The following is a 22,040-nucleotide window of genomic DNA, read 5'->3' as shown; positions in this document are numbered from 1 at the left end:
AGGTAGGTTTCCCGCCGACATTGGCGCAGCGACCTGGCGCTCCGATGCCGCTTTGCTACATGTGGCGGCCATGAGCCAAGGGATGTGGGACGAACGCTATCGCTCGGGAGACACCCCCTGGGACGTGGGCGTGGTGGATGAGCATCTGGAGCAGGCCGTGAGCACCGGGCTCGCGCGCCCGGGGCGCGCCCTCGAGGTGGGCTGCGGCACGGGCACCAACGCGCGCTGGCTGGCGCAGCGCGGGTTCTCCGTGTTGGGCGTGGACCTCTCGCCCCTCGCCATCGAGAAGGCGAAGGCGGAGCACGCCGGCGGCTCCGTTTCGTTTCGCTGCCTCGACTTCCTGAACGACGAGATCCACGACGGCCCCTTCGACCTGGTGTTCGACCGTGGTTGCTTTCACATCTTCGACGAAGCGTCGGAGCGCGCCGCCTTCGCGAAGCGTGTAGCGAGCTGTCTGTCGCCGGGCGGAGTGTGGCTCTCGTTGATCGGCAGCACCGAGGGCAGGGACCGCGAGCATGGGCCCCCGCGTCGCTCGGTGCGTGACATCGCCACCGCGGTGGAGCCGACCCTGGCGCTCAAAGAGCTGCGGGCGACGTGGTTTCGCGCGCACAATCCAAGCCCTGCCGCAGCCTGGCTGTGCGTCGCGGAAAAGCGCACGGTCCCCGCGCAGCCGTCCACGCGGCGGGATGAAGGCGGACCCTCCGCCCAAGGCCCGGCGAGCACGTAGGGTCGTGCGTGCGTTGATCGTGAGCGCGCTCGCCGTCCTGGTCGCGAGCGCCAGTGGCTGCGCTGCTGCCGAGCAGCACCGTGAGCCGTCCACCTTGCTGCGGGCGAGCGAGCCCACACCCGTGCCCGCGCCGCGAGAGGACGCACCGACCGTCCCCGATGAGCCCGCGGCGGACCAACCCCCAGATGAACATGGACAGGACGCGGGTGTGGCCGACGCCGAAGCCGCGCCCGAAGCTCCCGAGCCGGAGCCCGAGCACTACGCGTTCCAGGACTTGGTGAATCCGCCTCCGGCAGCCAAGACGCCGGCACATCGTTGGGCGAATCTGTCGCCGGCCGCCTGTCGCGCGGAGCTCGCCAAGCAGAAGCTGGCCGTGGGTCGAGCTCGTCGCGCAACGCCGGGGGTCGCCAATCCGCGACGCATCACTGGAAAGATCGGGGGCGTGCGCTTCGTGGCACCCGGCGGCAAGAGCCCCTATGGCATTCTCGATTGTCGCTTGGCGCTGACGCTCGTGGACATGGCAGCGGTGCTCACGCGCCACGACGTGGCGTCGGTGCGGGTCGACAACTTCTATCGCCCGAAAGCTCACCTACCCGGCAAGCACGCCAAGAGTCAGCACGCCTACGGCTTGGCGATGGACGTCTTCAGCATGACGCTGGCGGACGGCCGCGAGCTGTCCGTGGAGCGGGATTGGCACGGCACGGTGGGGGACAAGGCGTGTGGTGCAGAGAGCCAGCCCGAAGCGCCGACGCCCGAAACGGTGGCCCTGCACGACATCGTGTGCGACCTGGCGCGGGCCGGCGTGTTCCATCATCTGCTCACGCCCGGCTTCAACGCAGCGCACCGCAATCATCTGCACCTGGACATCAAGCGGGGCGATACCGCCGTCATCGTCCACTGAATGGTACGGAGGTTGCTGAAGCTTCGGCTGGATGGGCCCGAGGAGGCGCCAGGAGGCGTCCACCCCCGGATCGAGAAGTCGTTTCTGGCACAGCCTGTGCCGCATCGAAGGAGCACCCCTTGTCGCGTAAGCTCAGCGTTCCGTTCGTCGTCACCGTCGCCTCCGCCTTGGCCGCCTGCGGCGGCAGCACCGCGAGCGACGGCGGCACTGGAGGCTCCGGAAACACCGGGGGTTCGGGCGCCGTCAGCGGCTCTGGAGGGTCCGGCAACAGCGGCGGCTTCGGCGCCGTGAGCGGTAGCGGCGGCACCGGCGGCAACTCGCCCCAGTGCCCGGCATCGTTCCCGACGAACGGTGACAGCTGCAAGGGCGCAAGCGGAATGATCTGCAGCTACGACCAGGGGGTGTGCTGCCCCGCGTGGCAAGCCAGCTGCGTCGACGACAAGTGGCAGGCCTACGCCAGCAGCTGCAACCCGCCGCCGCCGGATCCTTGTCCCTACGATCCCCCCGTGGCCGGCACCGCGTGCGGCTCGAGCGATCCCTGCGCCAGCCCGTATCAATATTGCACCTACGCCAAGTGCTCTGACGGTTCGCCCCACGTCGTCGCACAGTGCGACGGCGGCACCTGGAGCGTGAGCACGGCGAACTGCACCCTGCCCCCGTGCGACGGCTTGGACGCCTGCGAGTGCTTCGACCGCAGCGACTGCCAAGCCCTGACCGACACTTGCTTGTGCGAGTGCGACTACCAATGCCCGGGCAAGGAGCCGTGCGACTGTGCCTGCGGCGGCGGCGCGTTCCTCGGCTGCGCCGCCGTGCAGAAGTGATCTACTCCGGCGTGTGACACACGGCTTCGATGTTGTAGCCGTCGGGATCGAGCACGAACGCGCCGTAGTAGCTCGGGTGGTACATCTCGCGGAGGCCGGGCTTGCCGTTGTCCTTGCCGCCCGCCGCGCTGGCAGCCTCGTAGAACGCGTCCACCGTCCTGCGGTCATCCGCGCGAAACGCGACATGCGTGGGCTGCACCGGACCGTCCGCGGGGCTCAGCCAGAAATCGGGTTTTCCGCCGGCACCGAGGCCAAGCACGTGCGCCGTGGGCAGGCTCGGGATCTCCGTACGGTGAAATTCCATCACCACCACGTAGCCGAGCGGCGCCAACGCAGAAACGTAGAAGGCCTTGCTCTTTTCGTAGTCGGAAACGCGAATGCTCATGTGGTCGATCATGGCTCCTCCTATTGGCACTCGACGCTGCACTGCGTGTCGGCGCAGCCGATGGCCGCGTCGAACTCCGCCTTGCCCTTCGGATACTGGCTTTCGCAGTCCGCCAGACATGGATCGATGCCCGCATCTGCGCCGCCGTCTTCAGGAAGCAGCGCGCAGGCCAAGATGCAGTTCACGTAGCTGTCGTCGCACTCTGCATCGGCGGTGCAGGCATTGACCTGTGAGCAGCAGTGCTGCTCCGCACACGCGTTGCAGGCAGCATTCTGACTGGAATAGGGCTTGGTCAGCGTGCACGCGCCCGCGTCTTCCACGTCCGGCTTCACCAGCACGTCCACGATGGGAGCATCCCCCGCCTCCAGCAGCGGGGACGTGTCCGCGACGACGTCCGCTCCCGTGTCCGTCGAGCCTCCGTCCGATGGGTGGCCGCCGCTGCCACCACCCGAGGAGTCATCCGAGCTGCCGCATGCCACCACCAACAGCGGAAGAGCCACCACGCCGAGCCACTTCATGAGGCGAATCTAGAGCACAGCTATCTCCACCCATCACGATCTTTTGTTGGGTTTGTCGCGGCGGCGCGGAACCGCGCGCTCACCAGCTGCGGCCAGCTGCCGTCGCGCTGAAGTTTCGCTCGGCGCTTTCCGTCAGCTCCACGCTGTACACGACGCGGTCGCACCCGTCGCGGTGCGGCAACGTCACTTGCTCTTTCAGCACGTAGCCGGAGCCGGGCGCCGCGGTCACGGTCCACGTGCCTTCCGCCAGCGGGGACTGCTCGCAGCTATGGAGCGAGCGCTCGCGATCTCCCTGCCGGGCAATCAGCGGCACGCCGCAGCGCTCCGCGCCCGAGTGATCGCGCACCGAAAGCACCACGTGGTCCGAACAATCGAAGGCGAAGACCCCCGCGCCGCCGACCACCACGGCGGCTCCGGCGCCGAGCCCGGCGGTGCAACCCGTGAGCGTGAACGCCAAGGAGGCGGCGAGCAGGCGCAGCAGCACGGATGCCATCCCCTCCCCATGGCCGCGGCGAGCCGCTGCGATCACGAAAAGTCGCGAAGCCTTGGTCGGCGCGCGGGGTCGGTCTACGGTGGAGCGTGCGGGAGCCGGTTTGGACATCGATCAAGTCCGATTGAACTTCAGTCCGAGCAGCCTGGTGGCGCTGAACGTGGTGCTGGGCTTCGTGATGTTCGGGGTCGCCCTCGACATCCGGGGGGAAGACTTCCGGCGCGTGCTCAGGAGCCCCAAGGGGCCGCTGATTGGCCTGACGGCGCAGTTCCTGCTGTTGCCTGCCTTCACGTTCCTGCTCACTCGCGTCATCTCGCCGCGACCCAGCGTCGCGCTGGGCATGATCTTGGTCGCCGCGTGCCCGGGCGGCAACATGAGCAACTTCTTCACCCATCACGCCAAGGGAAATGCGGCGCTGTCGGTGAGCATGACGGCGGTCTCTACCGTGCTGGCCATCGTGATGACCCCCCTGAATCTCTCGTTCTGGGGAGCGCTGCACCCGTCCACCCGGGCCGTGCTGGAGGAGGTTCACCTCGATCCGATTTCACTGTTGCTCACCGTCTTCATGATCCTCGGCATCCCGCTGCTGCTGGGGATGGCCGTGGCGTCGCGACGCCCACGCTGGGCCGAGCGACTGAGGCGGCCCATGAAGATCTTCTCGCTGGTGGCCTTCAGCCTGTTCATCGTCGGCGCGTTGGCGGCGAACTGGACCTACTTCCTGCACTACGTGGGCTACGTGGCGCTCGCCGTGGCCGCTCACAACGCGCTCGGCCTGAGCTTGGGGTACGGCTCGGCACGACTGCTGCGCGCTTCGCGCTACGACGCCCGGGCGATCTCGATCGAGGTCGGGATACAGAACTCGGCCCTCGGGTTGGTGCTCATCTTCAGCTATTTCCACGGGCTGGGTGGCATGGCCATCGTGGCGGCGTGGTGGGGGGTGTGGCACTTGGTGTCCGGACTCACGCTCTCCAGCTACTGGTCACGCCGACCGGTATGACCATTGCTTGGTCAGCTGGCTCGGAGGTAGTGCATGCTTCGGAACTCCGTTCTTTTTGCCTCGGTCGGTCTGTTGGGTGTGGCCCTGGGATCCGGGTGTAGCGGATCCACCACAAGCGACGGCGCACAGCCAGTGCCGGCGGATCAGTTCGTCGAGCGAGTGGTGAGCGCCGTCTGCGACAACGTCGGCCCGTGCTGCCAGAGCGCTGGGTTTCCCTACGATCCAGCCGCGTGCAAGGCGCTCGGAAACTCCGATCTGTCCGCCAGCTACGCGCTCGGCAATCCCAATGTCGACTACGACGCCGTGGCCGCGGGCAAATGCGTCGCAGCGATCTCGGATCTGGTGCGCTCGTGCGGGGCCGTGGATCTGGACGGCCTGGAGCAGTGCGATTTGGTGCTGGTGGGCAAGCTCCCCGCGGGCGCCGCCTGCCAGAAGAGCGTCGAATGCGCCGCGCCTGCCGGCGGAAACGCCTACTGCGACCAGGGGGCGTGCGTGACCGAGCCGCGCGGCACGGCCGGAGACGCGTGCAGCATGACGTGTACGGAGCACGGCACGAGCTCGGGGTGCACCGGCGGGACCAGCTCCGGGTCCGGCACCGCGGCCTGCTACACGAACGACGGTCTGTATTGCAACGGGACCTGCAAGCCGCTGCCGGCCATCGGTGAACCCTGCAGCTACGAGGGCTGCGTGGCCGGCGCCTACTGCGACGGCAGCGTTTGCGTGGCCACGCCGAAGGTCGGCGAGCCCTGCGGCGGTGGCTATCAGTGCCCCGAGAGCTCGTACTGCGACGCGAACGGCACGTGTCAGGCTGCCAAGGCCAACGGAGCGGCCTGCGGCGAGGCCACGGAGTGCGCGTCGAGCCGCTGCAAGAGCGGGATCTGCGTGGTGGATCAGATCGCCTCGGCCTCACTGTGCTCCGGGCAATCGTCGGGACCCTGACGGCGATCCACCTGGCCTCCGTGGCGGCGCCCGCGTAGCATTGAAACATGGGCCGGATCTCGAAGGGCGTGCTGGCGATGGGCTTGGCGGCCGCTTGGACCATCGTCAGCGCCGCGTCGTGCAGCCTCACTTCCCTCGACGACCTCAAGGGCGGCAAAGCCTCCATGGACGCCGGCACGATTCCGGATTCCAGCACCCAGAGTGACAGCGGCAGCGACGCAAGCAGCTGCACCCCGAAGACGTGCGCTGCACAGGGCGCCGAGTGCGGCGACATTCCCGATGGTTGCGGCGGCGTTCTGGATTGCGGCGCCTGCGACGCCAGTCTGTTCTGCGGCGGCGACGGACCCAACAAGTGCGGAAGCACGCCCTGCGTACCGCGCACGTGCAAGGAGCTGGCCGCCACCTGCGGAGCCATCTCGGACGGTTGCGGCACGATCCTCGACTGCGGCACCTGCACGGCGCCCGAGACCTGCGGCGGTGGCGGCGCGGACAACGCCTGCGGCTGTACGCCCAAGACGTGTGCGGACCAGGGCGCTGCCTGCGGCACCATCTCCGACGGCTGCGGCAACAACATCGTGTGCGGCACCTGTCAGCTTCCGGAAATCTGCACCAACAACCAGTGCGGCTGCACCAAGACCACCTGCGCGGACGTGGGCGCGGACTGTGGCACCATCTCCGACGGCTGCGGCGGAACCACCAACTGCGGCACCTGCACCGGGAACGAAGTGTGCGGCGGCGGCGGCGCGAACAAGTGCGGCACGGCCCCCTGCACACCGACCACGTGCGCCGCCAAGGGCAAGAACTGCGGCACCATCTCCGACGGCTGCGGCAAGACGCTGAACTGCGGCAGCTGCACGGCCCCGGACACCTGCGGCGGCGGTGGCACGGCCAACGTCTGCGGCTGCACCAAGACCACCTGCGCCGCCCAGGGCAAGAACTGCGGATCCATCTCCGACGCCTGCGGCGGGACCCTGAACTGCGGCACGTGCTCTGCGCCGGACGTGTGCAGCGGCGGTGTCTGCACCTGCGTGCCGACCACCTGCGCCGCCCAGGGCAAGAGCTGCGGGACGATCTCGAACGGCTGCGGCGGCACCCTCAACTGCGGTACCTGCTCCGCGCCCAACACCTGCGTGAACGGAACCTGCAGCTGCGTGCCCAACACGAACCCGTGCCCCTCGAACCAGTGCGCCGGCACCGCGTCGGATGGCTGCGGCGGCCAAGTGCAATGCTCGGCCAGCTGTGGCCTCCAGGGCCAGTGCCCGTGCGCCGGTGGTCAGTGCGCCGGCAATTACTGTTCCTGCAAACCACCCCCCTGTTTCTGACGCGTGGTTTCCGCGGCGGACCAACAACAGAAGACGATCAACCGTGGTCGAGGAGGAAGCGGACCGCAGCCGCCAGCTTCTCTTCCGCCCGCTTCTTGCGCTGCACGTTGCTGGTCTGCACGTTGCGGATCAGTTGGCGCAAATGCTTGCGATCCGCCGTGGGGTGATCGGCGATGAGCTCTTCCAGCGCGCGCTGACCCTCGCCCATCAAACGGACCACCCATTCCCGCTCGTGAGTGCCGCCGCTCGCTGCTCGCTCCTTGGGCAGCGTCCCGTGCTCCAAGAGATGATCGAGGCGGGTACGGATCTCCGGCCAGCTCGCGTCCCGCAAGGCACGACGCACGACGCGCAGCTGGCGCTCCAGCGCGATGGGGCTTTGGATGCGCTGCGCGTCCACCACGGGGTCGAGCACGTCCTCCGGTAGCTCCAGCTTGGCCAGTGTGCGCTCACCGAGACCCACGAGCTCCTTGGCGAGCCGCGCGAGGGCTTCCTCCTTCACCTTGCGCGCGCGCTTGATGTCGCTGCGGGAGGTGAGGTCCTCGTCCTGATCGGCGGCGATCTCGTGAAGCTTGCGCATCCGAGGCGCACTCTGTCACATCGCGGGCGGACCGGCGACTCCGAGCAGCCCCGAAAGCCCCGCGCGGCGGCGCTCGAGCTCCGTCTGCAGCAGGGCGACGTGCTCGTGCTCCTCCGCTTCCAGCTCCCGATACATGCGCCACACGGTGCTCCCGCGGGTGAGGCCGGCGGAGCGCGCGGCGAAGAAGTCCCGTGCCCGCTGCTCCAGCTTCACGGCCACTTCCAAGAGCTCCAGCGTGCCGTCCACGGGACCATCGAAGCCCGCGTACAGCGCGGCCGTCTGAGGACCCAGATCCGCTGCGCCCAGCTCGAGGGGCGCAATGTGATAGCGCGCGGCCAAGAGGCCCAGGTGCTCCTGCTCCATCGCCGCCAAACGAGCGAAGAGGTCCTTCAGCTCGGGATCTCGAGAGGTCTCCGCGCCACGCTGGTAGAAGGACAGGCCTCCGAGCTCCACCTCCATGGCCTCGCGCACGGCCTGACGGGTGCCGTCGTCGGAATGGCCGGCCTCGAGCTCTCGCGTGAGCTTGCCCCCACAGGCGGAGCATAGGCCGTAGGGGAAGGCGAAGCCCTCGTACACCTTGTGACAGTCCAAGCACTGCCACACGATGGTCTCCCCGGCGCAGCAGACGTACGGATCCCCGGGCTCGATGGCGCCATGGCAGCGCGGACACTTGCCTTCGCCCACTGGATGCTCGTCCTGGCTGCCGTCCGTGGCGACGGGGGGCCACTGCTTGTCGCGCAAGAAGGCCGTCATGTGCCGAGCGGCGCGCCGGCCCGCCCCCAGCGCGAGGATCACGGTGGCGCCTCCGGTCACGATGTCCCCTCCGGCGAACACCCCGGGGATGCTCGTGGCCTGGCTCACCGGATCCGCCTCGATGTAGCCCCACTTGTTGAGGGCCAGGTCCTTGGCGGAACGAGGAACGATGGGATTGGCGCGGGTGCCCAGGGCGTAGATCACCGTCTGGGCCGGAAACTCCGTGATCTCCCCTTCGACCGGGACCGGCCGGCGGCGACCGGAGTCGTCGGGCTCGCCGAGCTCCATGCGCTGACAGCGAACCGCACGCACGTTCTGATCGGCGTCCAAGAGGATCTCGGTGGGTCCGTGGAGGAACGAGAATTCGATGCCCTCTTCTCGGGCGTGCCGGAGCTCCTCGATCCGCGCGGGCGCTTCAGCTTCCGTGCGGCGATAGACGCAGCGCACGTTCTTGGCGCCCAAGCGCTTGGCCACACGCAGGCAATCCATCGCCGTGTTGCCGGCACCGATCACGACGACGTCGCCCCCCAGCTCCACCGGCGTGTCTCGATGCGGGAAGGAGTCGCCGCCCATCAAGTTCACGCGGGTGAGAAACTCGTTCGCGCTCAGCACCTGCCCCGCGGACTCCCCCGGCAAGCCGAGGAACATCGGATAGCCAGCGCCCGTTCCGACGAACACCGCCGAAAAGCCCATCTCGCCCAGGAGCTGTTCCAAGGTGAAGGTCTTACCCACGACCTTGTTCACCTCGAAGCGAACCCCCAGCTGCTCGAGGGAGCGGATCTCCTTCTGGATCGATTCCCGCGGTAGGCGAAAGCTCGGAATGCCGTAGCGCAGCACTCCGCCAACGACGTGCAGCGCTTCGTACACCACCACCTCGATGCCCTGGCGCGCGAGATCCCCCGCGCAGGCCAACCCAGAAGGTCCGGAGCCCACGATGGCAACCTTTCCGAGCGCGGAGTTTCTCGCCACCGGCTCCGGGATGGGCTCGGGCGCGTGATCCCCCACGAAGCGCTCGAGGCGACCAATCGCGACGGGCTCCATCTTCTTGTGCAGGATGCACTGCGCCTCACACTGGCTCTCCTGCGGGCACACGCGACCGCAGATGGACGGAAACAGGTTGCTCTCGTGGATCACCGAGAGCGCGCCGGGAAGGTCTCGCACCAAGACGTGGCGGATGAAGCGGGGAATGTCGATCCCGACGGGACAGCCGGCGACGCAGGTGGGGCGTACGCACTGGATGCAGCGCTCGGCCTCTAGCAGCGCGTCGTCTTGACCGTAACCCAGGTTCACCTCCGCAAAAGACTGCGAGCGCTCCAGGGCGTCGCGCGTGGGCATGGGCGTCGCCGTCGCCGGGATCGCCTTGATCTTCTTGTAGTTCCGTTTGCCTTCTTGGAACAGCTGGAGCTCCAGGTTGCAGACGTGGTCGTAGTCCGTTTGAGCGCGCGTCTCTTGGGACTTGAAACGACGCTGACGCACCATGAGCTCGTCGAAATCCACGGCGTGGGCGTCGAAGTCCGGTCCATCCACACAGGCGAAACGGATGTCCCCACCGACGGTCACACGGCAGGAGCCACACATGCCGGTGCCATCGACCATGATGGCGTTCAGGCTCACCACGGTGTGGACTCCGGCGGGGCGCGTCACGTCGGCGCAGGCCCGCATCATCGGCAACGGACCAATGGCAATGACCTGATCGGGCGCCGGATCACGCGTGATCACCTCGGCCAGAGCCTCCGTCACGAAGCCCGGGCGCCCGTAGCTGCCGTCGTCCGTGCACACGATGACCTCGTCGCTGATCTCACGGAAGCGCTGTTCCCAGAACACCAGCGGCTGGCTGCGGAAGCCGATGATGGAAGTGACGCGGTAGCCCGCCTCCTTGAAGGCTCGCGCCTGCGGAAAGATGGGCGCGACGCCCAAGCCGCCGCCCACGAGCACCACGTGCCCCGGCTCACCGACGTGACTGGCGATACCCAGCGGTCCGACGAAGTCCAGAAACCAGCTGCCCTGCCGATACTTGTCCAGCATCTCGTGCGTGGAGCGGCCCAGCGCCTGGATCACCATGGTGATGGTGCCGCGCCCCCGATCGAAATCCGCGATGGTCAGCGGGATACGCTCCCCACCTTCGTGCAGCCGCAGCATCACGAACTGGCCAGGCTGGGCAGCGCGCGCAACGTCCGGCGCGAACACTTCCCACAGGAACGTGGAATCGGAGAACTGCTCGTGCCGGACGATTTGGTACACCGCGTCACCACCGGGGGTTGGAGAATGCCAAAAGCTACGGGGCCGGTGGGGGCACGAGCAACCCACGGGCGTCATGTGCTCTAATCCCCGCGCCATGCGAAGCGCGCTCTTCACGTTCTCGGCTCTGCTTGTGCTGGGCTGTGCAGCGACGGACGACGACACCGGAAAGGGCACCGGTGGTCTCGGCGGAGCAGGCGCGGTAGGCGTGGATGCCGGGACCGGAGGTGTCGCCGGCGCCGGAGGGAGCGCGGGGGTGGACGCCGGAGGCGGCAGTGCCGGCGCCGATGCCGGCGGTAGTGCGGGGGCGGAGGCCGGCGGGGCCGGCGGGTCGACGCCCTGCCCGAGCGGCAAGGGTCCCACGATGGTCAGCGTGGGCGGCTACTGCATCGACAGCACCGAGGTCACCAACGCGCAGTACGCCGAGTTCCTCGACCAGAGTCCCGAAACGTCCGGCCAACCCGCCGCCTGTGCCTTCAACTCGAGCTTCGTGCCCAGCTCCAGCTGGCCGAATGCAGCGCAGCCGAACCGACCCGTGGTGTACGTGGATTGGTGCGATGCCTACGCCTACTGCCTGTGGGCCGGCAAGCGCCTGTGCGGCAAGATCGGTGGAGGAGCGAACGCTTACGCGGACGTGAGCGATCCGTTCAAGAGCCAGTGGATGGGGGCGTGCTCTTCGAGCGGGTTCAAGAAGTACCCGTACGGCAACGTGTACGCACCCGCGACCTGCAACGGCGTGGACTACGCGGCGGGGCATGCACTGGACGCGGGAGAGCTCGAGGGCTGCGAGGGTGGCACCCCGGGCATCTTCGACATGAGCGGCAACGTGTGGGAGTGGGAAGACTCCTGCCAGACCGACAGCGGCGCTCAAGACCAGTGCCGAGTGCGCGGAGGCTCGTACTGGTTCAACGGCGAGACGGACCTCACCTGCGAAAACCCGAACGCGAACGATCGCGACACCAAGAACGACATCTACGGATTCCGCTGCTGCGCCCCGTGATGGACTATTGGTTCGTCTACATAGCCCGCTGCAGCGACGACACGCTATACACTGGCGTCGCGGTGGACGTAAAAGAGCGCATCGCCCTCCACAACGCCGGCAAGGGCGCCCGCTACACTCGCGGCCGAGGCCCGCTCACGGTGTGCGCTACGCGCCGCTGCCGGTCCAAGGGGGAAGCGCTGCGGCTGGAGCACGCCGTGAAGCGCCTGTCTCGAGCGGAAAAGCTGCGGCTCACGCAGGGGCGCCGCTTGAGCGCTTTCGCTCGCGAGCTATCGCGTCAAGAGTGCTAATCGCGTACTCTGTGCTCTCATGAGCGAAGCCCAGCGCTACCAGATCGTCGAGCTCATCGCCGCGGGCGGCATGGCCGAGGTGTACCGCGGAGAGAGCGCGGGCATCGAGGGCTTCCGCAAAAAGGTCGCCATCAAGCGCGTGCTGCCGAAGCTCAGCGCGAACCGCGAGTTCATCAACATGTTCTTGGACGAGGCGCGCCTCGGGGCGTACCTCAACCACTCTCGCTGCGTGCAGGTGTTCGACATCGGCCAGGGCGCAGGCTCCCACTTCATCGTGATGGAGTACGTGGACGGCGCGGACCTCAAGGACGTGCTGGAGTTCCTGAATCAGCGCGGGGAGCGCATGCACGTGGAGGTCGCCTGCCGCATCGCCTTGGACGTAGCGGAAGGGCTCGCCTACGCACACCAGGCTTGCGACAACTCCGGGAGGCCGCTCGAGATCGTCCATCGGGACATCTCGCCCCACAACGTGCTGATTACCCGCTTCGGTGAGGTCAAGCTCGTGGACTTCGGCTTGGCCAAGGCCAGCTCTCACCTCACGGCGGAAGACGAAGACATCGTGAAGGGGAAGTTCGGCTACCTGGCGCCGGAGGTGACGCTGGGCCAAAAAGCGGATCGCCGGGTGGACATCTTCGCGGCCGGCATCCTGCTATGGGAAATGCTGGCCGGCCGCCGCCTGTTCCTCGGCGCGTCGGACGTGGAGACGTTCAAGCTCGTCCGCGAAGCGAACATCCCCGACCCGCGACAGTTTCGTCCAGACATCAGCGAGGACGTGGTGCGCGTGCTCGCCCGCGCCTTGGCGAAGGATCCCGAGCAGCGCTACCGGACCGCCGACGAAATGGCGAGAGACCTCAGTGTGGTGATGCAACACCTGCCCCGCGTCGCCATCTACTTGGACATCGCGGGTCTCGTGCGGGCCGCCGCGGAGGAGCGGGACAAGAAGAGGAAGGCCCAAGGCAAGGACCGCGCTGGCGTCATCGGAGATCTGATCCTCGAGACCCTCCACGAGTTCTCGGGCGCGGACGCCTTCGACGAAGAGCCGTCCAAGCTCGGAACGCCCGGCGTGGAAGCTGGCGGCGGAGATTTCGTCGACCCCAGCTCCTGGGGCCTGGACGCCTTGTTCGAAGAGCCGGCAAAGCCCGCCCCGCCCCCACCGCCGCAAGCGCAGGCCGCCGCGGCGCCTCCGCCCCCGCCCAAGGCAGCGCCGCCCCCGCCGCCGCCACGGGAACGCATGCAAAAGCCCCCGGAGAAGAAGGAAGGCCCATTCTGGCGTCGTTGGTTCGGTAGCTGAGCGTGCGCCAGCGCACGCGGTGGGGCAACGCGCCTCACTCGCGCCACCGTTCCAGCGCGCCGAGGTCGGCGCGCCGCGTGCATGGCAACGCGCCATGCACGACGAAGCGATAGCTGCATCTCTGGGTCCCCTGACCACTCTCGCCGACAAGGTGTCGGAGCTCGGCAACGAGCTGATCGCCAGCCTGCCACGCTTGGCAGCCGCGCTGGTGGCGGTGCTCGTAACGTTCTTCGCGGCCAAGCTCACGGCGCGCTCGGTGAAGCGCCTGCTCGAACGCGCAGACAAACGTCCCAGCCTGGTGGGGCTCGCTCGTCAGTTGTCCTACATCGCCGTTTGGCTGGTCGGGATCACGGTGGCCGCCACCATCGCGTTTCCATCGCTCACGCCCGGCCAGCTGGTTGGCGTGGTTGGCCTCGGATCGGTGGCCATCGGCTTCGCCTTCAAGGACATCTTCGAGAACTTCTTCGCCGGCATCCTGATTCTGTGGCGCTTTCCCTTCGAAATGGGCGACGTCATCGAATGCAACGGCATCACCGGGCGCGTGGAGGACGTCACCATTCGCATGACGCTCATTCGCGCACTGGATGGCGAGCTGTTGTTGGTGCCCAACAGCATCCTGTTCAAGAACGCCGTAACGGTGCTGACCGCCGAACCGGTTCGGCGGGCCCGGGTCGTCTGCGGCGTGGCGTACGATACCGATCTGGCCACTGCTCAGCGGGTGATCCATGGCGCCGTCTCCCAGTGCGCGAGCGTGGAGGGCGAACGGCCCCTGCAGGTATTCGCCGAAGCACTGGCGGACAGCAGCATCAACTTCGACATTCGCTGGTGGACCAGCTCTCAGCCCGCGGAGTTCCGCGAGTCCCAGAGCGAGGTGATCATGGCGATCAAGAGCGCGCTGGACGAAGCGGGCATCGAAATCCCCTTCCCCCAACGCACGCTCACCTTCCCGGAGCCCCTGTCGCTGCGCAGCAAGACGGAACGCCCGCGAGAGGCGTCTGCCCAGGCCAACTGACGACTTCGGCACGCAAGCTGCAATGAAAGGATTTCGTCCGCGGTCCCTCGTGAGCGCCCGGACGACACGAAAGGAGTTTCTAGATGACCCGAATGCGAGGCTTTCTCGCGCTGGGCGCCTGCGGTTTCACGCTGGCGGCCTGCGCCACCACCACCCCTGAACAACGAGCTGACTCGCCGCGCGACGTGAAAGCAGCGGAAGTGAATCCGCCGACGTTTCCCGACGAGGGTCCGTACGAAAGCCGCAAGATCACCCTCGCCCTTGGCGACGGGTTGGATGACTGCGGCTACACCCAGGCTCAGTTCGATTTCGACGAAGCCAAGGTGCAGATGAAAGACCGCGGCGAGCTCGAGGCGCTGGCGGTCTGCCTGCAGAGCCCGAAGTACGAGCACCTCGACCTGAAGCTCGTGGGTCGCGCCGACCCACGAGGGTCCAAGCGATACAATCGGAAGCTCGGACTCGAGCGCGCCAAGGCGGTCAAGCAAGTGTTGGTCGGCTACGGCGTGAGCCCCGATCGCATCGCGGTCGCCACTCGCGGAGAGGCCGGAGCCAAGGGGAACACCAACGAGTTTTCGTTCGGCTGGGATCGTCGCGTCGACGTCGTCCAGCTGAACGTGGTTCACGCGCCGTAGCTAACGGATTTCGCGACCCCAGGGCTGTTCGCGAATCAGCCTGTCGGCGTGCTCCCGCAGCCGATCGTCGAGGCGCCCGACCGCGGCGTCCGCGAGCGCGGCGGCAAACATCGTCGCGCTCCGGAAACGTCGCTCCGGATCCTTGGCCAACACCAAGCACAGCGCGCGCTCCACGTCCGGGTCCATCTTCGCGAGGTCCCCGGGCTTGGCAGGCTGGGTGTGCACCACGTTGTACAGCGTAGTGACGCTGTCCGGCGCCGTGAACGCGGGACGCCCCGTCAGCGCGCGATAGGCGATGACGCCGAGGGCGAACACGTCCGCACGGTGGTCCACGTCCTTTCCCATGGCTTGCTCCGGCGCCATGTAGCTGGGCGTTCCGATGGCGTTGCCCTGGGTCAAGGTGGCAGCCGACTCCCGCACCTTCGAGACACCGAAGTCGAGCACCTTCCAGGTCCTGCGCCGGCCTTCTTCGGCTCGGAACACGTTCTGCGGCTTCAGGTCCCGATGCACGATGCCCGCGGCGTCCGCAGCCATCAGAGCTTCGGCGACGTCGTGCACGATGCCAATGACTTCCTTCACCGACAGGCGCTTCTTGTCGCGCAGGCGCTCCGAGAGATCCACGCCGTCCAATCGCTCCATCGCTATGAACGGCGCGCCGTCTTCCGCGGTCCCGGTGGCGAGCACGCGCACGACGTGGCTCGAACGTATCGCACCGGCCGCTTCGGCTTCCCGGAAGAAGCGCTGCAAGATCGCCGAATCTTCCAGCGCCATCGGGTGGAGGAACTTCAGCGCCACCAGCTGGTCCTTGGTCAGGTCCCGTGCTTGGTACACCTCGCCCATGGCGCCGCGACCGATCACTTCGTCGACCAGGTAGTTCCCCACGGTGCGCCCGCTGTAGCGGCCCAAGCGCGCGGCCTGCGCGTTGTCGAGCTCGGCCCGCACCTCGTTGAGCAACGCTTCTCGTTGTCGGATTTGCCGCGCTGCACGGTCCAGGCGTTCGAAGGCTTCCCGGGTTGCTCGTCGGGTCTTTTGCGCCATCCAGAAGGTCAGCGCGAGCACGACCTGAATCATGACCGAAAGGACCCACAGGCCGCGGAAGTACGGCGTCTCGATGGCCACGACGGCGTTGTTCAAGGGCACCACTTCCAGCAAGGCCGCCAAGCACAGCGCACCGTAACCCAGCCCGCAGGCCAGGTAGATCGCCCACCCCGCCCACTCCGAGTCGCTCTGGCCGAAGAAGTAGATGCCAATGCAAGCCGCCATGATCACCGGGGAAAAGATACCGACGAACATGGCCGCAACCAAGATGGCCGCAACGCACAGCATTCCCTGCAGCACGGCCAAGCCCACGTCGAAGCGCGAGGGATCTCGAAAGCGCGCCAGCAGCCACAACGTCACTACCAGCGTCACGCCGAACACGGCGGTGCACAGAACGCGACCGTCCGTGCGATCACTCAGCCACAGCGCTGCGATCGCCATGGCGGTGACGGGAGCCACCAGACGCATCAGCGCCACCGTCCGCGCTGCCTCCTCGTTGCGGAGCAAGAGGACACTTTCCGTGGTGCGCGCCGTTCCCGCGCTGGCCGCCGTAGGCCCCGTGGCCAGCGGCGGCAGAGAGCGCTTCAGGCGCGAGGTCGCGATCAGGTCGCTGGAATCCTCGTCGTCGGGGCGGAGCGGAGTTCCGTCTACGACGGTGTCGTCTTCGCTGGTCATCGACCCCCGTTCGCGGCTCAGGCCTTCTTGGCCTTCTTCTTCACGGCGGTCTTCTTGGACTTGGCTGCGCGCTTGGTTCGCTTGGGCTGGGGCAGGAGCTCGAGAAAACCAAAGCCCGCTCTGGACTCCAGACCCGGGAGCTTGCGAGCATACGCTTCGCGAATGAGCTTGCGCACCACCTCCGGGGGCTTGTCCCCGAATGCAGTGCTCAGCTGCTGCAGCATCTTCCAGTCTTCCCCGGACAGCATCACGGCCACGCGGCGCCCCGTCGGCATGGCGGTGATGCTAGTGGTTTGGCGAAGCGGGGGCTAGCGCGATGGTCACCGCCGCGGCGTTGTCCCTGCTGATCCTGGTGATGGTGTCCAACGTGTATGGCGGCGCCATGGTCGCGGTCGTCGCGGCGCGCCGCAGCACGCTGCTGTTCGACCCCCACTTTTCCCTGAAGAAGTTCTACCTACTGATGGGCTGGGCTCCGCTGGCCTTCGTGGTCTTGGCTCTGCTGGTGGACGCGCGCTACCTGCTGCTCTTCGTTGTGGCGGGGGTCGCCGGCATCGTGGGGGAGCTGCTCGTCTCCGTGCTGTGGCGGAGCTTCTTCCGCGAGCCCATCTGGACCTACAGCTACCGGTCCGTCCTATCCGGATACACCAGCACGCTGAACTTCTTGCCCTGGGCTGTCGGAGCGCTCTTGTTTCACGAAACCAGTCGCCTGCTCGGCGGAGTCGGTAGCGGCGCGCCCTTCGTCCCCATGGCCATCAGCACCGTCGCCCTCGGGATCGGCCTGCTGGCGTCCTTCGCGTTGCGTGGATACACGAAGGCGCGAGCTCGCGAATTCAGCAAGCCCGCGTTCTTCGTGTTCTGTCTACCGATCGTCACCACTGCCGTTGCGCTGTCCGTTTTCGCCAGCTCGAAGTACGCGCTCCTGATGGCGGCCTTCGCCGTCGTCGGTTTTCTCACCGAATACGGCTACGGCCGCAGCATGAGCACGTTCTTCGAGCGTGGGCTTTGGACCTACAACCACTGGCAGATCGACGAGGGGCATACCTCCTTCGTCACGTTCCCGTTGTGGGCGCTCGGTGGACTCTACTTCCACTTCATCGCGGCCTGCCTGGGAATGTGACCGCTCACTTCTTGCGGATGATGATCTCCACGCGCCGGTTGTTGGCACGACCTTCCGCCGTCTGGTTCGTCGCCACGGGCTCTGCTTCCCCTCGCCCCACGGTGGTGACTCGAGAAGAGTCCACCCCGTGATTCACCAAGTAGTCCCGCACGGACTGAGCCCTATCCAGAGATAGCTTTTGGTTGTGCGTCGCGGAACCTCGCGAATCCGTATGGCCCTCGATCACGAAGGTACGGTCATCGTCGGCATTCTTGAGCGCATCCGCCACGCGGTCCAGGGAATCACGTGCGATGGGCAAGAGGTCGGCGGAGTCCGTCTTGAACAGCACGGAGCCGGACAGCGTAATCGTCGTCTCGTTGGCGTCTTCCTTCACGTTGGCGATCTCTTGAAGGCTCTTCATCGCGTCGGCAGCGCGCTTTTCGGCCGCTTCACGCTTCGCGCGTTCTTCGGTCAACGCCTTCTGGCGATCTTGGAGCTGTCCCTCGAGCTGGGACTGCTGCGCTTCGAGCATTTGCTTCTTGTGTTCCAGGTCGGCAACCTTGCCGTCCTTGCTGTCGAGCCGCTTCTGAACCGTGCTCAGCGCTTCCTTGGTCTCCGCGAGCTTGTCCTTCGCGCGACGCAAGTCGGCTTCGGCGGCGCGGCGCTGTTCCGTCTGCTGCTGCTGATACTTCTGGCGCAGGCCAATCAAGCGCTGCTGCTCCCAAGCCATGTCCCCGTAGGCCGTAGCCACGCGCGCTTGTCGATCTGCCACGTAGGCCAGCTGGGCCTCTTCTGGGGAGCCGTTGTCCTTTGCCTCGGCCTGTTTCATCGTCTTCTTCGCTTCCAACAGGTGAGCCGGAGCAAGCTGAGCGGCTCGCCCGTTCTCGGCGCTGTGGATCGCCTGCTGGGCGTCCATGAACTGTTTCGAGTGCTGACTGGCGCCGCACGCGGTCAGGGTGGGAAGCAACAAAGAGAGCGCGGTGATTGCGGCGCCGCGCAGCATGGGTCGTCTGAAGTCGTTCTGAATCACTGGGCTGCCTCCTTTTCGAGCTCCTGGATCTTTGCAAGCTCTGCGTCCGCATCGGCGCGGGCGCTTTCCTGCTTCGCAAGGGCCAATGCGAGCTGAGCGTCCGCGCGGGCGCGTACGAGCTCCTTGGCCGCTCGCTCGTTATCGCCGTCGTCGATCAGGCCCTGGGCCTCGTGCACGGCGTCCTTGGCCATTTGAAGGTGCAGCGTCGCTTGCGGAACCGTGCTGGCGTCAGCCGCTTCGGCTGCGCTGATCGCGGACTTCGCGTTGGTCAGCTCTTGATGTGGAACTGCGGCGCCGCCGCAGCCGAATGCCGCGAACGCCACCACCACGGGCGCGATGCGCAGACTGCGCACGATGCGTCGTCGGTTCATGTGTGGTCCTCCTGTCTGGTTGGTTTCCCATCGTTCACGCAAGGGTCGGACCAACTCGCGATCCAGCGTCAAACCAAGGCGGATGTCGTGATTTGTGACGGGGCGAAGCGCCGCGCTCGGGGCGCTTCGTCACCGCACGACATCGCCTTGCTCACGCAGCTTTCTCGAATTTCTCTGACCCCAGGCGCTTGGCGCGACACTTGCTGTTGGGATCCCCGAGGTCAGCCATGAATGCTTCTGTGGACATCGACTACGTGGTGAACGAAAACGCCGCGGATCCGGTACAGGCGGGCACCGTGCTCGCCGGGAAGTATCGCGTCGGAGAACGTCTCGCCACCGGCGGAATGGGCGTAGTGCACGCCGGCTCCCATCTGGAGCTGGGGCAGACGGTGGCCATCAAGTTCGTCCGGGCCGACCACGCCGCAGACGGCGAGGTCTTGCGGCGCTTTCTGGACGAAGCTCGCATCGCCGCGTCGCTGCGTGGCGAGCACATAGCAAAGGTGCTGGACGCAGGGTGGATGCCGAGCGGCATTCCGTACTTCGTGATGGAGCACCTCGAAGGTCAGGATCTCTCGATGATCCTCCACGAAGGAGGAAAGCTGCCCATTCACGAGGCGGTTCGTCATGCCATGGCGACGTGCGAGGCGCTGGAGGAGGCGCACGCTCGTGGCTTGATCCATCGCGATGTGAAGCCGGAGAACTTGTTCCTCGCCGAGTACCCGAATGGCAAGCGTTCGCTGAAGCTCTTGGATTTCGGCGTGTCGGCGCGCTTCGGCGCGGTCGCCACGAGCCGGCGGATGACCCAAGCCGGCAAGAGCGTCGGCTCTCCCAGCTACATGTCACCGGAACAGATGACCACGCCAGACGACACCGATCAGCGCACCGATATCTGGTCTCTTGGCGTGGTGCTGTACGAGCTACTTACGGGCCTACGCGCCTTCGACGGCCCTACCGTGCCAGCGATCTGCTCCGCGGTGCTCAGCCAGGATCCGCCGCCGGTGCGCGCGGTTCGTTCGGAGGTGAGCCCTGCTCTCGAACGGATTGTCATGAAGTGCCTGGAGAAGGATCGTGAAAAGCGATTCGCGAGCGTGACGGCGCTCGCCGAGGCCCTCGGTCCCTACGCCGAGCCGATCGAGGAGAGCGTCGCGAGCCAGCCCATGACCAGTGAAGCAAACCCCGTCGCCGTGATCCGGGACAGCGAAGTTCCCGTCTTCGACGACGTGCCCGTGGACAGCAGGGACATCCCCAAGAGCTCACTGTTTCCGCGGACGCTCGCCGTGCTCGCGACCCTCGCGCTCTTGGGCGTTGCGGGCTACGCGTATGCGAGCCAGCCGGACTTGTCGTCTCTTTCCCCGAAGCTCGGCACCGTGGGGGAGGCCGAGATCGATCCTGCGCCACCGTTCGTGCTGGGCGTGCGCGGCGCCATCCCCGGCCCGACCCTCGCAGCCGAGCCCGAAGTAGAGCGCACGGAGACTACCACGCCCGTGCCGCAGCGGGTCGCGCCCCCGAGCGCGCCGCTGTCCGCTGACGAGATCGCGGCCCGCAAGGAGCGGTACCGCGAATGGATCCAGCATCAAGGGCTCACGCCTCTGGGCACCCTCGGGGACTGAGGAGAGATAGATGCAGCAGGCTAGCCGCGACACGACCCCCGTACGCACCGAACACGACACCTGGCCCGACGCGGGCCCGCGCCAGCTGGGCACGTTGCCTCAGATGGTCAGCGAAGTGATGAGCCGACCGGTGTGCGTTCCGTCCACTGCCAGCCTGACACGCGTCGGGAGAGCGCTCGGCCATGGTCATGTTCGTGCGCTCGTCGTAGTGGACGAATCGAAGCGCCCGTTGGGAGTCATCACTCCGGAAGGGCTGCTGGCTGTGGTGTCGCAACGCCAACAAACGAGCCTCGGCGACATGCGGGCCGTGGATGCTCCTTTGCTGCGAGCGGCCGTGCTCCCAGACACGACACGCGTCGACATGGCAGCGCACGTTCTCGCAAGAACACCGAGCGATTTCGCGCTCGTCACCTCCCGCACGGGCGCAATCGAAGGACTGGTCTTTGCTGGCGACGTCTTGCGCGCTTTGGGCTGGTAGTCAGCCGGCCCAGCTGCATTCGACGGTCAGCACGCCCGCGTCCCGCTGCAGGCTGGTCTTGCCGTGGGCGCGACGGACGATCCAGAGAGCGATGGCCAACTCCAGCGCGTCAACGGAGCCTTCGGTGAACCACGGCTCCGCGAGCTGACGCACGCTGTTCGCCCGAGCGTCTCCGTCGGGACACGTCATGCAAACCCTGGGGGTCTTGCCGCCCTCGGCGACAATCTTCACATCACCAAAGCGGGCGCCGAACCGAGCCAGCGCCACCAGCAACAGGAACGTCTCTTCCTTCGACATCCCCGCGTTACCGGTTCCCTCCAAGGTGAGCGACACGGAGCGCTCGTCGAGCTCCGAACGCGTTGCGTCCATCACCTTGGCCGTCACCGATTCGAACGTTGCGGCCGGCCTTCGGTCCTCCGCCACGAAGCCCACCGCCTGCTGGAGGGACGCCGTCATGTTGCGAGCCTGCGATCCGATGGCGCCGACACTTCCCGGGGCGGCACCGTCTTCCTCCAACAGCTCGGTGTGCCCCAGCACCACGTTCAGGGGAGTTCCCAGCTCGTGTGCCACGCTCCGCATGGCCCGCTCCCAGGACGCCGTCCTGAGCACGTCCAGCACCTTCAACCAATCGAGCTCGTCCACGCCGGCCATGATGCGAAACTGGGGCCACGCCCGCAAAACCCCAAGGAAGAACTGGCACGAAGGGTGAAACGGCCAAACATGTGACGGACTTCAGAGGGATCATTTCACGGAAAAGCGCTTATCGGAAAGCACTCCGGGCGGCCCTTCTGCCTCGCAGCGGGGCAATTCGCCCCGAGCTGATCGAGCCTTCCCTTGAAGGAGGTGAGC

The 22,040-nt window shown here is 66.7% G+C and carries 24 protein-coding genes; 14 read left to right on the top strand and 10 right to left on the bottom strand.

The features are described 5' to 3' along the window. Positions 1–70: 70 nt before the first annotated feature. From H6717_00585 to H6717_00575, 3 genes are all read left to right on the top strand, one after another. Positions 71–727 (top strand): class I SAM-dependent methyltransferase, encoded by a 657-nt coding sequence (locus H6717_00585; protein ID MCB9575508.1) that lies wholly within the window; start codon positions 71–73, stop codon positions 725–727. Positions 728–731: 4 nt separating this feature from the next. Then, complete coding sequence (locus H6717_00580; protein ID MCB9575507.1) at positions 732–1,628, top strand: extensin family protein; 897 nt, start codon at positions 732–734, stop codon at positions 1,626–1,628. A 119-nt stretch (positions 1,629–1,747) separates the two neighbouring features. After that, positions 1,748–2,449, top strand: coding sequence for a hypothetical protein (locus H6717_00575; protein ID MCB9575506.1), 702 nt, complete (start codon positions 1,748–1,750; stop codon positions 2,447–2,449). Position 2,450: 1 nt separating this feature from the next. On the opposite strand, the gene H6717_00570 is transcribed toward H6717_00575, so the two are convergent. The 3 genes from H6717_00570 to H6717_00560 form a co-directional block, all read right to left on the bottom strand. Then, positions 2,451–2,846, bottom strand: a complete 396-nt coding sequence (locus H6717_00570) for a VOC family protein (GenBank protein ID MCB9575505.1) — start codon at positions 2,844–2,846, stop codon at positions 2,451–2,453. A gap of 8 nt (positions 2,847–2,854) precedes the next feature. Beyond that, positions 2,855–3,352: a hypothetical protein gene (locus H6717_00565; GenBank protein MCB9575504.1), complete on the bottom strand. Its 498-nt coding sequence runs from the start codon at positions 3,350–3,352 to the stop codon at positions 2,855–2,857. A gap of 79 nt (positions 3,353–3,431) precedes the next feature. After that, the gene (locus H6717_00560) at positions 3,432–3,845 is read right to left on the bottom strand and encodes a hypothetical protein (protein MCB9575503.1); all 414 of its coding nucleotides are present in this window, start codon (positions 3,843–3,845) and stop codon (positions 3,432–3,434) included. 175 nt (positions 3,846–4,020) lie between these two features. Here H6717_00560 and H6717_00555 point away from each other — a divergent pair, with 175 nt between their 5' ends. The 3 genes from H6717_00555 to H6717_00545 are packed head-to-tail and all read left to right on the top strand — an operon-like array spanning position 4,021 to position 7,100. Next, positions 4,021–4,839 carry a bile acid:sodium symporter family protein gene (locus H6717_00555; protein ID MCB9575502.1) on the top strand — a complete coding sequence of 273 codons (819 nt, stop codon included), beginning with the start codon at positions 4,021–4,023 and terminating at the stop codon, positions 4,837–4,839. Between the two features lie 33 nt (positions 4,840–4,872). Further along, complete coding sequence (locus tag H6717_00550) at positions 4,873–5,778, top strand: hypothetical protein (protein ID MCB9575501.1); 906 nt, start codon at positions 4,873–4,875, stop codon at positions 5,776–5,778. A gap of 47 nt (positions 5,779–5,825) precedes the next feature. Continuing rightward, on the top strand, positions 5,826–7,100 hold the full coding sequence (locus tag H6717_00545) for a hypothetical protein (protein MCB9575500.1): 1,275 nt from the start codon (positions 5,826–5,828) through the stop codon (positions 7,098–7,100). Positions 7,101–7,137: 37 nt separating this feature from the next. On the opposite strand, the gene H6717_00540 is transcribed toward H6717_00545, so the two are convergent. Together H6717_00540 and gltA are read right to left on the bottom strand one after the other, a co-directional pair. Next, positions 7,138–7,677 carry a DUF615 domain-containing protein gene (locus H6717_00540; protein ID MCB9575499.1) on the bottom strand — a complete coding sequence of 180 codons (540 nt, stop codon included), beginning with the start codon at positions 7,675–7,677 and terminating at the stop codon, positions 7,138–7,140. A 15-nt stretch (positions 7,678–7,692) separates the two neighbouring features. Continuing rightward, positions 7,693–10,671, bottom strand: a complete 2,979-nt coding sequence (gltA, locus tag H6717_00535; protein ID MCB9575498.1) for an NADPH-dependent glutamate synthase — start codon at positions 10,669–10,671, stop codon at positions 7,693–7,695. Between the two features lie 94 nt (positions 10,672–10,765). On the opposite strand from gltA, the gene H6717_00530 reads away from it, so the two are divergent. The 5 genes from H6717_00530 to H6717_00510 all read left to right on the top strand — a co-directional run bounded on the left by H6717_00530 (position 10,766) and on the right by H6717_00510 (position 14,893). After that, positions 10,766–11,668: a formylglycine-generating enzyme family protein gene (locus H6717_00530; GenBank protein MCB9575497.1), complete on the top strand. Its 903-nt coding sequence runs from the start codon at positions 10,766–10,768 to the stop codon at positions 11,666–11,668. Continuing rightward, positions 11,668–11,958, top strand: a complete 291-nt coding sequence (locus tag H6717_00525; GenBank protein MCB9575496.1) for a GIY-YIG nuclease family protein — start codon at positions 11,668–11,670, stop codon at positions 11,956–11,958. The genes H6717_00530 and H6717_00525 overlap by 1 nt, the downstream gene beginning before the upstream one ends. A 19-nt stretch (positions 11,959–11,977) precedes the next feature. Beyond that, positions 11,978–13,249 (top strand): serine/threonine protein kinase, encoded by a 1,272-nt coding sequence (locus H6717_00520; protein MCB9575495.1) that lies wholly within the window; start codon positions 11,978–11,980, stop codon positions 13,247–13,249. Between the two features lie 94 nt (positions 13,250–13,343). Beyond that, entirely contained in the window at positions 13,344–14,261 is a 918-nt protein-coding gene (locus tag H6717_00515) for a mechanosensitive ion channel family protein (protein MCB9575494.1), read from the top strand. A gap of 83 nt (positions 14,262–14,344) precedes the next feature. Then, complete coding sequence (locus H6717_00510) at positions 14,345–14,893, top strand: OmpA family protein (protein ID MCB9575493.1); 549 nt, start codon at positions 14,345–14,347, stop codon at positions 14,891–14,893. Here the strand turns inward: H6717_00510 and H6717_00505 are convergent, their stop codons facing one another. Beyond that, on the bottom strand, positions 14,894–16,606 hold the full coding sequence (locus H6717_00505; protein MCB9575492.1) for a serine/threonine protein kinase: 1,713 nt from the start codon (positions 16,604–16,606) through the stop codon (positions 14,894–14,896). Between the two features lie 17 nt (positions 16,607–16,623). Then, on the bottom strand, positions 16,624–16,881 hold the full coding sequence (locus H6717_00500) for a hypothetical protein (protein MCB9575491.1): 258 nt from the start codon (positions 16,879–16,881) through the stop codon (positions 16,624–16,626). A gap of 41 nt (positions 16,882–16,922) precedes the next feature. Between H6717_00500 and H6717_00495 the strand changes: the two genes are divergently transcribed. Beyond that, positions 16,923–17,723, top strand: a complete 801-nt coding sequence (locus tag H6717_00495) for a hypothetical protein (GenBank protein MCB9575490.1) — start codon at positions 16,923–16,925, stop codon at positions 17,721–17,723. Between the two features lie 4 nt (positions 17,724–17,727). Here the strand turns inward: H6717_00495 and H6717_00490 are convergent, their stop codons facing one another. Then, complete coding sequence (locus H6717_00490) at positions 17,728–18,732, bottom strand: OmpA family protein (GenBank protein MCB9575489.1); 1,005 nt, start codon at positions 18,730–18,732, stop codon at positions 17,728–17,730. Then, the gene (locus H6717_00485) at positions 18,729–19,103 is read right to left on the bottom strand and encodes a DUF4398 domain-containing protein (GenBank protein MCB9575488.1); all 375 of its coding nucleotides are present in this window, start codon (positions 19,101–19,103) and stop codon (positions 18,729–18,731) included. The genes H6717_00490 and H6717_00485 overlap by 4 nt, the downstream gene beginning before the upstream one ends. 227 nt (positions 19,104–19,330) lie before the next feature. Here H6717_00485 and H6717_00480 point away from each other — a divergent pair, with 227 nt between their 5' ends. Further along, positions 19,331–20,713 carry a serine/threonine protein kinase gene (locus H6717_00480; GenBank protein ID MCB9575487.1) on the top strand — a complete coding sequence of 461 codons (1,383 nt, stop codon included), beginning with the start codon at positions 19,331–19,333 and terminating at the stop codon, positions 20,711–20,713. Between the two features lie 10 nt (positions 20,714–20,723). Continuing rightward, entirely contained in the window at positions 20,724–21,191 is a 468-nt protein-coding gene (locus tag H6717_00475; protein ID MCB9575486.1) for a CBS domain-containing protein, read from the top strand. On the opposite strand, the gene H6717_00470 is transcribed toward H6717_00475, so the two are convergent. Further along, positions 21,192–21,842, bottom strand: coding sequence for a hypothetical protein (locus H6717_00470; GenBank protein ID MCB9575485.1), 651 nt, complete (start codon positions 21,840–21,842; stop codon positions 21,192–21,194). Between the last annotated feature and the right edge of the window lie 198 nt (positions 21,843–22,040).

The sequence above is a fragment of the Polyangiaceae bacterium genome (genome assembly GCA_020633235.1).
Lineage (GTDB): Bacteria > Myxococcota_A > Polyangia > Polyangiales > Polyangiaceae > JACKEA01.
Note: the sequence above shows the minus strand (reverse complement) of the source record. Positions and strands in the feature narration are given on the sequence as shown.

Coding starts and splice junctions, on each gene's coding strand:
- H6717_00585 (MCB9575508.1), top strand. CDS start 71: ATGAGCCAAGGGATGTGGGACGAACGCTATCGCTCGGGAGACACCCCC.
- H6717_00570 (MCB9575505.1), bottom strand. CDS start 2,846: ATGATCGACCACATGAGCATTCGCGTTTCCGACTACGAAAAGAGCAAG.
- H6717_00565 (MCB9575504.1), bottom strand. CDS start 3,352: ATGAAGTGGCTCGGCGTGGTGGCTCTTCCGCTGTTGGTGGTGGCATGC.
- H6717_00560 (MCB9575503.1), bottom strand. CDS start 3,845: ATGGCATCCGTGCTGCTGCGCCTGCTCGCCGCCTCCTTGGCGTTCACG.
- H6717_00555 (MCB9575502.1), top strand. CDS start 4,021: ATGTTCGGGGTCGCCCTCGACATCCGGGGGGAAGACTTCCGGCGCGTG.
- H6717_00550 (MCB9575501.1), top strand. CDS start 4,873: ATGCTTCGGAACTCCGTTCTTTTTGCCTCGGTCGGTCTGTTGGGTGTG.
- H6717_00545 (MCB9575500.1), top strand. CDS start 5,826: ATGGGCCGGATCTCGAAGGGCGTGCTGGCGATGGGCTTGGCGGCCGCT.
- H6717_00540 (MCB9575499.1), bottom strand. CDS start 7,677: ATGCGCAAGCTTCACGAGATCGCCGCCGATCAGGACGAGGACCTCACC.
- H6717_00530 (MCB9575497.1), top strand. CDS start 10,766: ATGCGAAGCGCGCTCTTCACGTTCTCGGCTCTGCTTGTGCTGGGCTGT.
- H6717_00525 (MCB9575496.1), top strand. CDS start 11,668: ATGGACTATTGGTTCGTCTACATAGCCCGCTGCAGCGACGACACGCTA.
- H6717_00520 (MCB9575495.1), top strand. CDS start 11,978: ATGAGCGAAGCCCAGCGCTACCAGATCGTCGAGCTCATCGCCGCGGGC.
- H6717_00515 (MCB9575494.1), top strand. CDS start 13,344: ATGCACGACGAAGCGATAGCTGCATCTCTGGGTCCCCTGACCACTCTC.
- H6717_00510 (MCB9575493.1), top strand. CDS start 14,345: ATGACCCGAATGCGAGGCTTTCTCGCGCTGGGCGCCTGCGGTTTCACG.
- H6717_00505 (MCB9575492.1), bottom strand. CDS start 16,606: ATGACCAGCGAAGACGACACCGTCGTAGACGGAACTCCGCTCCGCCCC.
- H6717_00500 (MCB9575491.1), bottom strand. CDS start 16,881: ATGCCGACGGGGCGCCGCGTGGCCGTGATGCTGTCCGGGGAAGACTGG.
- H6717_00495 (MCB9575490.1), top strand. CDS start 16,923: ATGGTCACCGCCGCGGCGTTGTCCCTGCTGATCCTGGTGATGGTGTCC.
- H6717_00485 (MCB9575488.1), bottom strand. CDS start 19,103: ATGAACCGACGACGCATCGTGCGCAGTCTGCGCATCGCGCCCGTGGTG.
- H6717_00480 (MCB9575487.1), top strand. CDS start 19,331: ATGAATGCTTCTGTGGACATCGACTACGTGGTGAACGAAAACGCCGCG.
- H6717_00475 (MCB9575486.1), top strand. CDS start 20,724: ATGCAGCAGGCTAGCCGCGACACGACCCCCGTACGCACCGAACACGAC.
- H6717_00470 (MCB9575485.1), bottom strand. CDS start 21,842: ATGGCCGGCGTGGACGAGCTCGATTGGTTGAAGGTGCTGGACGTGCTC.